The 14,401-nt window shown below is 66.1% G+C and carries 8 protein-coding genes; 6 read left to right on the top strand and 2 right to left on the bottom strand.

From position 1 onward, the window contains the following. Positions 1–43 precede the first annotated feature (43 nt). Genes C4K27_RS00850 through C4K27_RS00870 form a run of 5 tightly spaced genes read left to right on the top strand, consistent with a single transcriptional unit; the run spans position 44 to position 11,567 of the window. On the top strand, positions 44–7,642 hold the full coding sequence (locus C4K27_RS00850; RefSeq protein WP_081002202.1) for an Ig-like domain-containing protein: 7,599 nt from the start codon (positions 44–46) through the stop codon (positions 7,640–7,642). 44 nt (positions 7,643–7,686) lie between these two features. Further along, on the top strand, positions 7,687–9,201 hold the full coding sequence (locus C4K27_RS00855) for a TolC family protein (RefSeq protein WP_053259186.1): 1,515 nt from the start codon (positions 7,687–7,689) through the stop codon (positions 9,199–9,201). After that, on the top strand, positions 9,185–9,787 hold the full coding sequence (cysC, locus tag C4K27_RS00860) for an adenylyl-sulfate kinase (RefSeq protein ID WP_053259187.1): 603 nt from the start codon (positions 9,185–9,187) through the stop codon (positions 9,785–9,787). Before C4K27_RS00855 ends, cysC begins: the two co-directional genes overlap by 17 nt. Further along, a complete protein-coding gene (locus C4K27_RS00865; RefSeq protein ID WP_053259188.1) occupies positions 9,784–10,575 on the top strand; it encodes an aspartyl/asparaginyl beta-hydroxylase domain-containing protein in 792 nt (263 codons plus the stop codon). Before cysC ends, C4K27_RS00865 begins: the two co-directional genes overlap by 4 nt. Continuing rightward, positions 10,563–11,567 carry a sulfotransferase family protein gene (locus C4K27_RS00870; protein WP_053259189.1) on the top strand — a complete coding sequence of 335 codons (1,005 nt, stop codon included), beginning with the start codon at positions 10,563–10,565 and terminating at the stop codon, positions 11,565–11,567. Before C4K27_RS00865 ends, C4K27_RS00870 begins: the two co-directional genes overlap by 13 nt. Here C4K27_RS00870 and C4K27_RS00875 read toward each other — a convergent pair. Further along, positions 11,533–12,291, bottom strand: a complete 759-nt coding sequence (locus C4K27_RS00875) for a slipin family protein (protein ID WP_007932057.1) — start codon at positions 12,289–12,291, stop codon at positions 11,533–11,535. The two genes, C4K27_RS00870 and C4K27_RS00875, sit on opposite strands and share 35 nt — an antisense overlap. Position 12,292: 1 nt before the next feature. Next, positions 12,293–13,678, bottom strand: a complete 1,386-nt coding sequence (locus C4K27_RS00880; protein ID WP_053259190.1) for an NfeD family protein — start codon at positions 13,676–13,678, stop codon at positions 12,293–12,295. A 223-nt stretch (positions 13,679–13,901) separates the two neighbouring features. On the opposite strand from C4K27_RS00880, the gene C4K27_RS00885 reads away from it, so the two are divergent. Continuing rightward, entirely contained in the window at positions 13,902–14,363 is a 462-nt protein-coding gene (locus C4K27_RS00885; protein WP_053259191.1) for an aminoacyl-tRNA deacylase, read from the top strand. Positions 14,364–14,401: the final 38 nt, after the last annotated feature.

A 14,401-nucleotide genomic window follows, 5' to 3' on the forward strand; every position in this document is an offset into this window, starting at 1 on the left:
TTTCATTTGCACCTTTCAGCACGTTCGAGTCCGGGTGAGCATCATGTGGTGGAGCAAAGGCAAGTCGCGGGTCAATCAGCGGGCCACCGGGCGGGCGAATGCCCTGGCCTCTCCGATGATCATGCCGCTGGAGCCGCGCATGCTGTTCGACGGTGCGGTGGCGGCGACGGTGGCCGATGTCGCCCAGCCGGACAGCCACACCACCACGGACGTGGCCAAGACGCCGACCGCCGCCGATCAGCCGAGCGTCAGCCAGGACACCCATGGCCAGGCCGATGCCGCGCCTGCCGCGACCCCGACCGCGGTACCGGGGCTGACGGTGGTGTTCGTCGATTCGCGGGTCAAGGACGCCGACAGCCTGCTCCAGGGCCTGGCGCCCGGCACCCAGGTGGTGCAACTGGGGGCGAACCAGGATGGCCTGCAGCAGATCGCCGATTACCTGGACCAGCACCAGGGCGTCAGTTCGGTGCAGATCATCGCCCACGGCAATGCCGGCGACCTGTGGCTGGGCAACAGTTACCTCTCGGCTGACAACGTCCAGGCGCGCAGCGCGGTGCTGGCGGACATCGGCCAGGACATGAACGCCGGCGGCGATATCCTGATCTACGGCTGCTACACCGCCGAGGGTGAACGCGGCCTGAGTTTCGTCGACTCGCTGGCGCAACTCACCGGTCGCGACGTGGCCGCCTCCAGCGACCGCACCGGCCTGGGGGGCGACTGGGAACTGGAGATCGCCACCGGCACTATCGAAAGCGCCAACGTGCTGTCCACCCAGGCCATGCAGGATTATCAGTGGGGGCTGGCGACCTGGACCGCCACCAACAACGCCAACACCGGCGTGGGTTCGTTGCGGGCGGCGCTGGCGTCGGCGCAGAACGGCGACATCGTCACCTTCAGCAGCGGCATGACGGTGCAGCTGACCTCCGAACTGCTGGTCAACAAGAACGTGACCATCGACGGCGACCTGAACAACGACGGCGCGGCGGACGTGATCCTCGACGGCCAGTACCGCACTCGCGTCATCGAAGTGACCGCGGGCAGTACCGTGACCCTCGATGGCCTGGTAATCACCCGGGGCCTGGTCTCGGGCAACGGCGGCAACGGCGGGTATGGCGCGACCGGCGCCATGGCCGGGGGGATTTTCAACGCCGGCAACCTCACCCTCAACAACGTCACCGTGACCTCCAACGCGGCCTCGGGCGGCGGTGGCGGGGGCGGTGTCACCGGCGCGTTCTATGGCGGTGGCGGTGGTGGCGGCGGCGGGCTGGGCGGCCAGGGCGGTGGCCACGGCGGTTCCGCCGGCCCCGGCACCGGCACACTGGGCGGCCAGGCTGGCAGCGGTGGCGTGGGCGGTTATGGCGGTGGCTACGACGCCACCCACATGGGCGGTCGCGGTGGTACCAGCACCGGCGGCGCCGGCGGCGTGGGCGTGTCTTATTACAGCAACGGCGGCAACGGCGCCTCGGCCACCAACGGCACGATTTCCATCGGCGGCGGTGGTGGCGGCGCGGGTTGGGACAAGGTCGGCGGCGCGGGCGGCAATGCCGCCGGCGGGATCTACAACGCCTCCAGCGGCACCCTCACGGTGATCGGCACCTCGACCATCAGCAACAACATCGGCGCGGGCGGTGGCGGTGGCGGTGGTGGCGGCCAAGGCAGCAACGCCAGCAATGGCGGGATTGGCGGCCGCGGCGTCGGCGCGGTCTGGAACAAGGGCACCTTCCTGATCACCGCGGCCAACTTCGCCGCGCTGAGCGGCAACGCGGCGGCCAGTGGCGCCGGTGGCGTAGCGCTGGGCGGTGGCAGCACCGGTACTTCGCCGACGTCGGTGGCGACCATCTACAACGACGGCGGCATCCTCAATACCGCCTATGCACCACCGCCCACCGCGACCATCGTGGTTGCGGACAGCGCGCTGAAAATCGGCGAGACCTCGCTGGTGACCATCACCTTCAGCGAGGCGGTGACCGGCTTCACCAACGCCGACCTGACCATCGCCAACGGCACCCTCACCGCAGTGAGCAGCAGCGACGGCGGCATTACCTGGACCGCCACCTTCACCCCGACTTCGAGCATCACCGATACCAGCAACGTCATCACCCTGGATAACACTGGGGTCATCAATGGCCTGGGCACCGCCGGGGTCGGCACCACCGACTCCAATAACTATGCGATCGATACCGCCCGGCCGACCGCGACCATAGTGGTCGCGGACAACGCCTTGAGGGTCGGTGAAACCTCGCTGGTGACCATCACCTTCAGCGAGGCGGTCAGCGGCTTCACCAACGCCGACCTGAGCATCGCCAACGGCACCCTGAGCGCGGTGAGCAGCAGCGACGGCGGCATCACCTGGACCGGTACTTTCACCCCGAGCGCCAGCATCACCGATACGACCAACCTGATCACCCTGGACAACACCGGCATCGCCGACCTGGCCGGCAACGCCGGCAGCGGCACCACCGATTCCAACAACTATGCGATCGATACGGTGCGCCCGACCGCGACCATCGTGGTCGCCGACAGCACCCTCACGGCGGGCGAAACTTCCCTGGTGACCATCACCTTCAGTGAAGCGGTGAGCGGCTTCACCAACGCCGACCTGAGCATCGCCAACGGCACCTTGAGCACGGTGAGCAGCAGCGATGGCGGCATCACCTGGACCGCCACCTTTACCCCGACCGACGGCATCAGCGATAGCAGCAACCTGATCACCCTGAACAACACCGGCATCGCCGACCTGGCCGGCAACACCGGTAGCGGCACCACGGACTCGGGCAACTACGTGATCAACACCGCGCACCCGACGGCGACCATAGTGGTGGCCGACAATGCCCTGAGGATCGGTGAAACCTCACTGGTGACCATCACCTTCTCCGAGGCGGTGACCGGCTTCAGCAACGCCGACCTGACCGTCGCCAACGGCACCCTGAGCGCGGTGAGCAGCAGCGACGGCGGCATTACCTGGACCGCCACCTTCACCCCGAGCGCCAGCATCACCGATGCCACCAACCTGATCACCCTGGACAACACCGGCGTCCAGAACAGTGTGGGCAACCTGGGCCAGGGCAGCACCAACTCCAACAACTACGCGATCGACACGGTGCGGCCGACCGCGACCATCGTCGTTGCCGATACCGCACTGAGAATCGGCGAAACCTCGCTGGTGACCATCACCTTCAGCGAGGCGGTCAGCGGCTTCACCAACGCCGACCTGAGTATTGCCAACGGCACTTTGAGCGCGGTGAGCAGCAGCGATGGCGGCATCACCTGGACCGCGACCTTCACTCCGAGCGCCAGCATCAGCGACACCAGCAACCTGATCACCCTGGATAACACCGGCATCGCCGACCTGTCCGGCAACGCCGGCAGCGGCACCACCGATTCCAACAACTATGCGATCGATACGGTGCGGCCGACCGCGACCATCGTGGTCGCCGACAGTGCTCTCAGCGCCGGTGAAACCTCGCTGGTGACCATCACCTTCAGCGAAGCAGTCAGCGGCTTCACCAACGCCGACCTGAGCATCGCCAACGGCACCTTGAGCGCGGTGAGCAGTAGCGATGGCGGCATCACCTGGACCGCCACCTTCACCCCGACCGTTGGTATCAACGATGCCAGCAACCTGATCACCCTGAACAACACCGGTATCGCCGACCTGGCCGGCAACACCGGCAGCGGCACCACCAACTCCAACAACTACAGCATCGACACCGTCCTGCCGACCGCGACCATAGTGGTGGCGGACAACGCCCTGAAGATCGGTGAAACCTCACTGGTGACCATCACCTTCAGCGAGGCGGTGACCGGCTTCAGCAACGCCGACCTGACCGTCGCCAACGGCACCCTGAGCGCGGTGAGCAGCAGCGACGGCGGCATTACCTGGACCGCCACCTTCACTCCGAGCACCAGCATCACCGATGCCACCAACCTGATCACCCTGGACAACACCGGCGTCACCAACGCCTCCGGCAACGCCGGTAGCGGCACCACCGACTCCAACAACTACGCGATCGATACGGTGCGGCCGACCGCGACCATCGTGGTCGCCGATACCGCGCTGAGAATCGGTGAAACTTCGCTGGTGACCATCACCTTCAGCGAAGCGGTGAGCGGCTTCACCAACGCCGACCTGAGCATCGCCAACGGCACTTTGAGCGCGGTGAGCAGCAGCGATGGCGGCATCACCTGGACCGCGACCTTCACCCCGAGCGCCAGCATCAGCGACACCAGCAACCTGATCACCCTGGATAACACCGGCATCGCCGACCTGGCCGGCAACGCCGGCAGCGGCACCACCGATTCCAACAACTATGCGATCGATACGGTGCGGCCGACCGCGACGATCGTCCTTGCCGACCCAACCCTCAAGGCCGGCGAAACCTCGCTGGTGACCATCACTTTCAGTGAGGCCGTGAGCGGTTTCACCAACGCCGACCTGACCATCGCCAACGGCACCTTGAGCGCAGTCAGCAGCAGCGATGGCGGTCTCACCTGGACCGCGACTTTCACCCCAACGGCAGGCATCGCCGACGCGAGCAATGTCATCACCCTGAACAACACCGGCATCGCCGACCTGGCGGGCAACACCGGTAGCGGTACCACCAACTCCGGCAACTACAGCATCGACACCGTCCTGCCGACCGCGACCATCGTGGTGGCGGATAACAACCTGAAGATCGCTGAAACCTCGCTGGTGACCATCACCTTCAACGAGGCCGTGAGCGGCTTCAGCAACGCCGACCTGACCGTCGCCAACGGCACTTTGAGCGCGGTCAGCAGCAGCGATGGCGGCATCACCTGGACCGCCACCTTCACCCCGACGTCGAGCATCACTGACACCAGCAACGTCATCACCCTGGATAACAGCGGGGTGACCAACGCCTCGGGCAACGCCGGCAGCGGCACCACCGATTCCAACAACTACGCGATCGACACCGTCCGCCCGACGGCGACCATAGTGGTCGCCGACAGCGCCCTGGGCGTGGGCCAGACCAGTACCGTGACCATCACCTTCAGCGAGGCGGTGACCGGCTTCACCCTGGCTGACCTGACCGTGGCCAACGGTACGCTGAGCGGCTTGGGCACCAGCGACAACATCACCTACACGGCGACCCTCACCCCGACTGCCAGTATCAGCGACAGCAGCAACCTGATTACCCTGGATAACACCGGTATTACGGATGGGGCGGGCAACGCCGGCAGCGGCACCACCGACTCCAACAACTACGCCATCGACAGCCTGCGTCCGACCGCCACCATCGTCCTCTCCGACTCGACCCTCAAGGCCGGCGAAACCTCGCTGGTGACCATCACCTTCAGTGAAGCAGTGAGCGGTTTCGACAACAGCGACCTGACAGTGGCCAACGGTACCCTGAGCGCAGTGAGCAGCAGCAACGGCGGTATCACCTGGACTGCCACCTTCACCCCGACGGCGGGCATCACCGACCTGAGCAACCTGATCACCCTGAACAACACCGGTTTCACCGACGTGGCCGGCAACAGCGGTACCGGGACCACCAGCTCAGCCAACTACAGCATCGAAACCGTAGTGCCGACGGCCACCCTCGTGATCGCCGACACGGCCCTGAAGGCTGGCGAAACCTCGCTGGTGACCATCACCTTCAGTGAGGCGGTCAGTGGTTTCGACAACAGCGACCTGACGGTGGCCAACGGTACCTTGAGCGCGGTGAGCAGCAGTGATGGCGGGGTCACCTGGACCGCTACCTTCACGCCGACTGCGGGTGTCGGCGATACCAGCAACGTCATCACCCTGAACAACAGCGGCGTGATCAATGTCTCGGGTAATACGGGCAGCGGCACCACCGATTCGAACAACTATGTCATCGACACGGCTCGCCCAACCGCGACCATAGTGGTGGCCAACCCGATCCTGCCGATTGGCGAAACCAGCCTGGTGACCATCACCTTCAGCGAGGCGGTCAGCGGTTTTGACAACAGCGACCTGACGGTGAGCAACGGCACCCTGAGTGCGGTCAGCAGCAGCGACGGCGGCATCACCTGGACCGCGACCTTCACCCCGAACGTCAACGTCAGCGATGCGACCAACCTGATCAGCCTCAACAACAGCGGGGTCAGTGACGCGGCGGGCAACGCCGGCAGCGGCAGCACCGACTCGAACAATTTCATCATCGACACCGGGCGGCCGACCGCCACCATCGTGCTGGCCGACACGGCCCTGAAAGCGGGCGAAACCACCACGGTCACCATTACCTTCAGCGAGGCGATCAGCGGCTTCACCAACTCGGACCTGACAGTGGCCAACGGTACCCTGGGGGCCCTGAGCAGCAGCGATGGCGGGGTGACCTGGACCGCCACCTTTACCCCGGCCATCAACATCAGTGACAGCAGCAATCAGATCACCCTGAACAATGCCGGAGTGATAGACGCCGTCGGCAACACCGGCAGCGGTACCACCGACTCGGCCAACTACGTCATCGACACCGTGCGCCCCACCGCTACCGTGGTGGTCGCCAACCCGATGCTGGCCGTGGGCGACACGTCCCTGGTGACCATCACCTTCAGCAAGGCGGTGAGCGGCTTCGACAACAGCGACCTGATGGTGACCAACGGCACTTTGAGCGCGCTCAGCAGCAGCGATGGCGGCATCACCTGGACCGCGACCTTCACCCCGAACACCAACCTCAGCGATACGAGCAACCTGATCACCCTGAACAACAGCGGGGTCAGCGACGCCTCGGGCAATACCGGGCTGGGCAGCACGGATTCGAACAATTACCTGATCGATACCCAGCGGCCGACCGCGACCATCGTGGTCGCCAACAGCAGCCTCGGCGTGGGCCAGACCAGCAGCGTGACCATCACCTTCAGCGAAGCGGTGAGCGGCTTCACCAACTCGGACCTGACGGTGGCCAACGGCACCCTGAGCGCCCTGGGCAGCAGCGACGGCGGCCGGACCTGGACCGCGACCCTGACGCCAACCGCCAATATCAGCGACACCAGCAACCTGATCACCCTGAACAACAGCGGGGTGAGCGACTCCTTCGGCAATACCGGCGCTGGCAGCACCGACTCCAACAACTACGCGATCAACACCGTGCCGGCGGCCAACCCACCCACGGAGCTGCCGGTGGGCGATCCGGAATTCCGTTCGAGCGACCCGGTGGTTCCGCCGCTGCCGCCTTATGTGCCGTTGCAACCCACGGTCACCACGCCACCCGTTGGCGACCTGGGCTCGCCACTGGCCTTCGCGCCGTTGTTCGAGCAGCGGGTGCTGGGCGATGGCATCCGGCCGCTGGGGGATATTTTCATCAATCGCGGGGCCCTGGCGCCGAGTTTCATTGCCCAGGTGTTCGGCAGCAGCGATGCCGGGGGCGATGGCAATGGCCATGGCTTCCTCGGCTTCGGTGGCGGCGATGGCGGGGTGTTCAGCCAAAGCACGCTGTCGCTGCTGTTCGACCAGGACTCCGCCGAGGATGGCGGTTCGCTGAAGTCTTTCGGCGACAAGGCCAAGACTGGCGATCTTTCCCAGGGCGGGCGCGGGGTGTTCGGGGCACCGTCGCTGACCCAGCAATTGCAAGTGATGCAAGACACAGAACAACGGCCGATCCGCGATCTGGCCAAGGCGTTCGAACAGGCCGGCGTCAGCGCAATGCAGGCCTGAAAACAATACATAAATACGATGCGGCACCCAGGGGCGAGACAAGGATGAATAAAAGTCAGAAGTTGTTCGGGGTCAGCTTGTTGGCGCTGATGGTCAGCGGTTGTGCCGTCAGCAGTAAACCGATCGAACGCAGTGCCAGTGAGCAGCGCGCCAGGAGCGACCTGCAGAGCATGTACAAGGACCAGGAACCGCTGAGCGGCCCGCTGACCCTGCACCAGGCCATGGCCCGGGCGGTGAAGTACAACCTCGAGGGCCGCTTGAAAATCATGGAAGAGGCCCTGGCCAAGCGCCAGCTGGACCTCGCCAGTTTCGACATGCTGCCGCGCATGGCCCTCTCCGCCGGCTATGTGGGGCGCAACAACGTCAGCGCCTCCAGCAGCCAGAGCGTGGAGACCGGCACCCAGTCCCTGGAACCTTCGACCTCCCAGGACCGGGACCGCAGGGTGGCCGACCTGACCATGGTCTGGAATGTGCTGGACTTCGGCGTCAGCTACATCAACGCCAAGCAGCAGGGCGACCAGCGACTGATCGTCCAGGAGCGTCGGCGCAAGGTGATCAACACCATCGTCCAGGACGTGCGCTCGGCCTATTGGCGGGCGGTGGCGGCCGAACGCCTGCTCAAGCAGATCGACAGCCTGATGGGCCGGGTCGAGCAGGCCCGCAGCAACAGCCAGAGCATGAGCCAGCAACGCATCGGCGACCCGGTGCAGGCCCTGGCCTACCAGCGCTCGCTGATCGAGGCCACGCGCCAGCTGGAGGAGCAGCGCCGGGCGTTGTCCCTGGCCAAGACCGAGCTGGCGACCCTGATCAACCTGCCGATGACCACCCACCTGACCCTGGCGACCAGCGACGATTACCCGGTGCCGGAACTCAAGGTCGATATGGCCCGCCTCGAGCACGAGGCCCTGACCAGCCGCCCGGAACTGCGCGAGCAGGATTACCAGAGCCGCATCAGCGCCGCGGAAACCCGCAAGGCCATGCTGCGCCTGCTGCCGGGCCTGGAGTTCTCCGCCGGCGGGCATTACGACAGCAACTCGTTCCTGGTCAACGACAAGTGGGCCGACTACGGGGTGAAGGTCACCTGGAACCTGTTCAATGTGCTCTCCGCGCCGGCGGCCATCGACACCGCCAAGGCCGGTGAAGACGTCGCCGCGGCCCGTCGCCAGGCCATGTCGATTGCCGTGCTGGCCCAGGTCTACGTGGCCAACGCCAACTACCGCGACGCCTTGCGCCAGTTCAAGACCAGCCAGGAGCTGGCGGATATCGACGGGCAGATCGTCGGCCAGCTGCGCAACCGCTACCAGGCCAACGGCATCGGCGAACTGGACCTGATCCAGGGCGAGCTGAACACCTTGCAGGCGGACCTGCGGCGCGACCTGGCCTATGCCGACCTGCGCAACGCCTATGGGCAGATCTTCGCCAGCGCCGGCCTCGACCCGCTGCCCGACGAGGTGCAATCGACCCAGGTGCAGTCCATCGCCACGGCGCTGGCCAGCCGTGAGGCCGACTGGGCGGCGGGCAACATCAGTACGCCGGTGGCCCATGCCCAAAGACAATAACCTGCAGGCCCCCCAGGCCAGCGTCAGCCGCGCCCAGCGCGAGGCGCGAAACGGCCATCGCGGTGTGGCGATCCTGTTGACCGGCCTGCCGGCGGCGGGCAAGTCGACCCTGGCCCAGGCGCTGCAGGCCGGGCTGTTCCAGCACGGTCGGCAGAGCCTGGTGCTGGACGGCGATGCCTTGCGCGGCGGCCTGAACCGCGACCTGGGGTTCGCCGAGGCCGACCGCCGGGAAAATATCCGCCGCGCCAGCGAGCTGGCGGCCCTGCTGGTGGACAACGGGCAGATTGTGATCCTGGCGATGATTGCCCCGCTGATCGAGCAGCGTGAGCTGTTCGCCCGGCGCCTGGGCGAGGACTACCTGGAAGTCTGGTGCAGCGCCTCGCTGGCGGTCTGCGAGCAGCGCGATCCCAAGGGCCATTACGCCCGCGCCCGCAGCGGCGAGTTGCCGGGGTTCACCGGTATCTCGGCGCCCTACGAGCCGCCACGGGCGGCGTTGGAACTGGATACCGGGGCTCAGTCGGTCGAGGACTGCCTGGGGCAATTGCTCGGCTGGCTGGTCGAACGCCAGGTGCTGCCGGCCTCATGAGCCGTCCGGCGTTCGCCCGCCTGCCCGTCAGCGTGGACCTGCCACGGCTGTTGCGCGCCCTGGCGCGAATCGATGCGAGCGCCTGGCAGGGCCACTTCAACGGCGGCTATTACGAGGGCGACTGGAGCGGCGTGGCCTTGATCTCGGCGCTTGACGCGCCCTCCGAGCTGGCGCCGGGCAAGGGCCTGCCGGTGCAGCGCGAGCCCTGGCGGCAGGACCCGGACTGGCAACAGGCATTGCGGCACTTGCCGTTGCGGATCGTCTCGGCGCGCCTGCTGCGGCTGGGGCCGGGGGCGCGCATTCATGAACACCGCGACTACGACCTGGGCGGCCCGGACGCCGACCTGCGCCTGCATATCCCCCTGCTCAGCCCGCCGCGGGTGGATTTCCTGCTCGACGGGCAGCGCATGCCGATGCTGGCGGGAGAGTGCTGGTTTCTCGACCTGTCGCGCCCGCATCGGGTCGATAACTACGACACTCAGGCACGTATTCATCTGGTACTCGACTGTCGCCCCGACCCTTGGCTGGAACAGGCGATTGCCGAGGGCCTGCCGACCACCCCGGCGCCTGGCCTGGGCCGCGCGGCCTTGGACTTCGCGCGGTTTTGCCGGCTGCTTGAACAGGACACTGCGCTGTGCCAAGCCTTGCAGGTGCCGACCGACAGCGAAGTCTTTATCGAGCGCACCCTGGCCCTGGCGGCCGAGCGTGGCCTGGCGTTCACCCGTGAAGACCTGCGTTCGGCCATGCGCCAGGGGCGGTGTCTGTGGAATGAACAATGGATGGCCTGAACCTGCGCGGCTGGTTGCCGATCCGTCTCTGGCAGCCGGGTGACGAGTGGCGGGTCGACTGGTGCTGGTTCGGCGACAGGCCGCTGTCGCAGCCGTTTTTCCGCGAGGCGGTCGAAGAGGCCCTGCGCCTGCCGTTCAATCAGGCGTTCCGCCGCCAGACGCCTTTGTCTGCCCTGACCGAATGGCGTCAACGCAGCCCGGGCCTGGCTCCCAGCGCCTTTATCTTTCATGCCTCGCGCTGCGGCTCGACCCTGCTCAGCCAGATGCTGGCCTGCCTGGACGACCATATCGTGGTGTCCGAACCGCCGCCGCTGGATGCCCTGCTGCGCGGCTCGCTGGCGCCACAGGAGCGGGCTGCCGCGCTTGTGGGCCTGCTGTCGGCCTATGGGCAGGTACGCCGTGGTACTGAGCAGCGGCTGGTGATCAAGCTCGATGCCTGGAACATCGGCGAGCTGCCGCTGCTGCGCCAGTGCTTCGCCGATACGCCGTGGCTGTTTGTGTATCGCGACCCGCTGGAAATCGCCGTGTCGCATCTGCGCCGGGCTGGCATGCACATGACGCCGGGCCTGATCGGGCCCAGCGCGCTGGACGACGGCGAGCCTTTCCAGGACCGGGAAAGCTGGGTTGCCCGGCGCCTGGGGCGCTTGTTGCAGCTGGGGTTGGAACACTGCCGCGAACACCATGGCCTGGCGCTGAACTACAGCCAGCTGCCCGCCGCCATGGACGGCCACCTGGGCGATTTTCTCGGCCTGGGCGCCGAGCAACGCAGAGCGGCCTTCGCCCGTATCGGCCAGCATGCCAAGCAGCCGGCGCAGGCCTTTGTCGATGATCGCCAGGGCAAGCAGCAACAGGCTTCAGCGCGGCTGCGGGAACAGCTGGAGCAATGGGCGCAGGCGCCTTACGCGGCGCTGGAACAGTGGCGCAGCAGGGCGGCCAGCGCAGTCCCGCAAACGCGTCTCAGCTCTTCGGCGACAAGTCCGCCATGCCCTTGAGGAATTCGATGGGCAGCGGGAAAACGATGGTCGAGCTCTTGTCGCCGGCAATCGCGCCCAGGGTCTGCATGTAGCGCAGTTGCATGGCGCCGGGCTGGCGGCCGAGCATTTCGGCGGCCTGCATGAGTTTCTCCGAGGCCTGCAATTCGCCTTCGGCGTGGATCACCTTGGCCCGGCGTTCCCGCTCGGCTTCGGCCTGCTTGGCGATGGCGCGGATCATCGATTCGTTGAGGTCGACATGCTTGATCTCGACGTTCGCCACCTTGATGCCCCAGGCATCGGTCTGGGCGTCCAGCACCTGCTGGATGTCGGCGTTCAGGCGTTCGCGCTCGGCCAGCAGTTCGTCCAGCTCATGCTTGCCCAGCACCGCGCGCAGGGTGGTCTGGGCCAGTTGGCTGGTGGCCATGAGGAAATCCTCGACCTGGATGATCGCCTTCTGTGAGTCCAGCACGCGGAAATACAGCACGGCGTTGACCTTGACCGAGACGTTGTCGCGGGTGATCACATCCTGCGGCGGCACGTCGAGCACCACGGTGCGCAGGTCGACGCGGACCATCTGCTGGACGACCGGAATCAGCAGGACCAACCCCGGCCCCTTGACCCTCCAGAAGCGCCCGAGCTGGAACACCACCCCGCGCTCGTATTCGCGCAGGATGCGAAACGTCGAGACCGCCAGCGCCAACAGCAGCGCCAGCAGCGCGCCAAAACCCAATTCCAGACCCATTTCATCCTCCTCGCGGCGCGGCCTCGGCCGTCGTCACTTCCAGAAGCAGCCCCTTGCGCGCCACCACCCGTACCTGTTGTCCGGTTTGCAGCGGCGTTGCGCTCAGGACCTGCCAGTGTTCGCCCTGCAACAGCACCCAGCCGTTGTAAGGGTTGCCCGCTTGCACCGCGGTGATCGCCGTGACACTGCCCACCAGCCCCGCGTCGCCGGCCACCTGCTGGCGTTGTCGCGCGCGCAGCGCCATGCTCGCCAGCGTCGCCAGGAGCAGCGCGCTGACCACCGCCAGGCCGACGATGAGCGGCAGGGGAATGCCATAGCCCGGGACATCGGTGTCCATCAGGATCACCGCGCCGACGACAAAGGAAACGATTCCGCCGAAACCGATGACGCCGAAGGTCGGTAGAAAGGCTTCGGCGACCATGAAGGCGATGCCCAGCAGGATCAGGGCCACGCCGGCGTAGTTCACCGGCAGCAGTTGCAAGGCGTACAAACCGAGCAGCAGGCAGATGCCGCCGAGTACGCCGGGCACCGCGGTACCCGGGTTGACGAACTCGAAGAACAGCCCGTAGATGCCGATCATCATCAGGATCAGCGCCACGCTGGGGTGGGTAATGACCGACAGCAGCTGGGTGCGCCAGTCCGGGTCGTGATGGATCACCGCCGCCCCCAGGGTATGCAGCTGCACCGCCTGGCCGGCGGCGATGAGGAACTTGCCGTCGAGTTGCCTGAGCAGGCCGCTCAGGTCATCGGCGACATAGTCGACCACCTTCAGCTTCAAGGCTTCCTGGGCCGGCAGGCTGACGGCCTCGCGCACGGCCTGTTCCGCCCATTCGGCATTGCGTCCGCGCAATTGCGCCAGGCCACGGATATAGGCCGCGGCGTCGTTGATCTGTTTGTGGCTGAGGGTGTCGGTGTCCGGTTCCGGGTTCTTGTCCGAGCGTGGCGCGGCGGGTGGGTTGCCGCCCGGGTCGGGCTGCCCCGGCATGCCGACCCGCACCGGGGTGGCGGCCCCGAGGTTGGTGCCCGGGGCCATGGCGGCGATGTGGCTGGCATACAGGATGTAGGTGCCGGCGCTGGCGGCGCGGGCGCCGCTGGGGGCGACGTAGCTGGCCACCGGCACCGGGCTGGCGAGGATCGCCTTGATGATCGAGCGCATCGAGGTGTCGAGGCCGCCCGGGGTGTCGATGCCCAGCACCACCAGTTGGGCGTGCTCGTCGGCGGCCTTGTCCAGGCCGCGCACCACGTAGTCGGCGCTGGCGGGGCTGATCACATCGTTGACGGTGAGCACCACCACTGGCTTCACGGCCTGGGCGTGCCCGGTCGGCAGGCCGATCAGCACACCCAGCAGCAGCCCTTTCAGTGTCGCCCGCCACCCACGCTCGTTCATCCGACCCTCCTGGAGAGTCATGTGCCTCGGTTGCCAGCCGTTCGCTGGCCTTGTCCTTGAGTCTAGTAGAGCGTGGGATTGAGCAAATTTTGAGCAGCCTCTTGCTCGCGTGCCGTTCGGAAGTTCGTCAGTGGGCGAGGGCGGCGCGGCCTAGACTTTGTGAAGGGAGTGACAGTCGTTAACCCATAGTCCTGCAAAGCCGTTCAGGACACCGAGGTGCATCATGCGTATGGCAAGAACCGTGCAACGCAGCCTGGAACAGGCGCATTGCGATTTTGACGTGGTGGCTCATCCACATTCGTCGAGCAGCCTGGAGACCGCTCGGGTGGCGGGAGTTCCCGCCGAGCGCGTGGCCAAGTCGGTGATCCTCGACGACAGTCACGGCCACTACCTGATGGCCGTGCTGCCGGCCAGCCGCCACCTGGATCTGAGCAAGGTGCGCGGCAGCAACGAATGGCAGATCACCCGGGAAAGCACCCTGGCGCATCTGTTCAACGATTGCGAACGCGGCGCGGTACCGGCCCTGGGCGAATCCTATGGGCTGGACGTGGTGATCGATCCGATGCTGACCCGGCAGAAAGACATCTACCTGGAAGCCGGCAACCACAACAACCTGGTGCATCTGAGCATGGACGAGTACCTGAAAATGGTGCCTCATGCCGAGGTGTGCGAGGTCAGTTACTAGCGCCGTTGGCGTATGTACCCACTTTTCACGAACCAGCT

It is taken from the genome of Pseudomonas chlororaphis subsp. chlororaphis (assembly GCF_003945765.1).
Classification (GTDB): Bacteria; Pseudomonadota; Gammaproteobacteria; order Pseudomonadales; family Pseudomonadaceae; genus Aquipseudomonas; species Aquipseudomonas chlororaphis.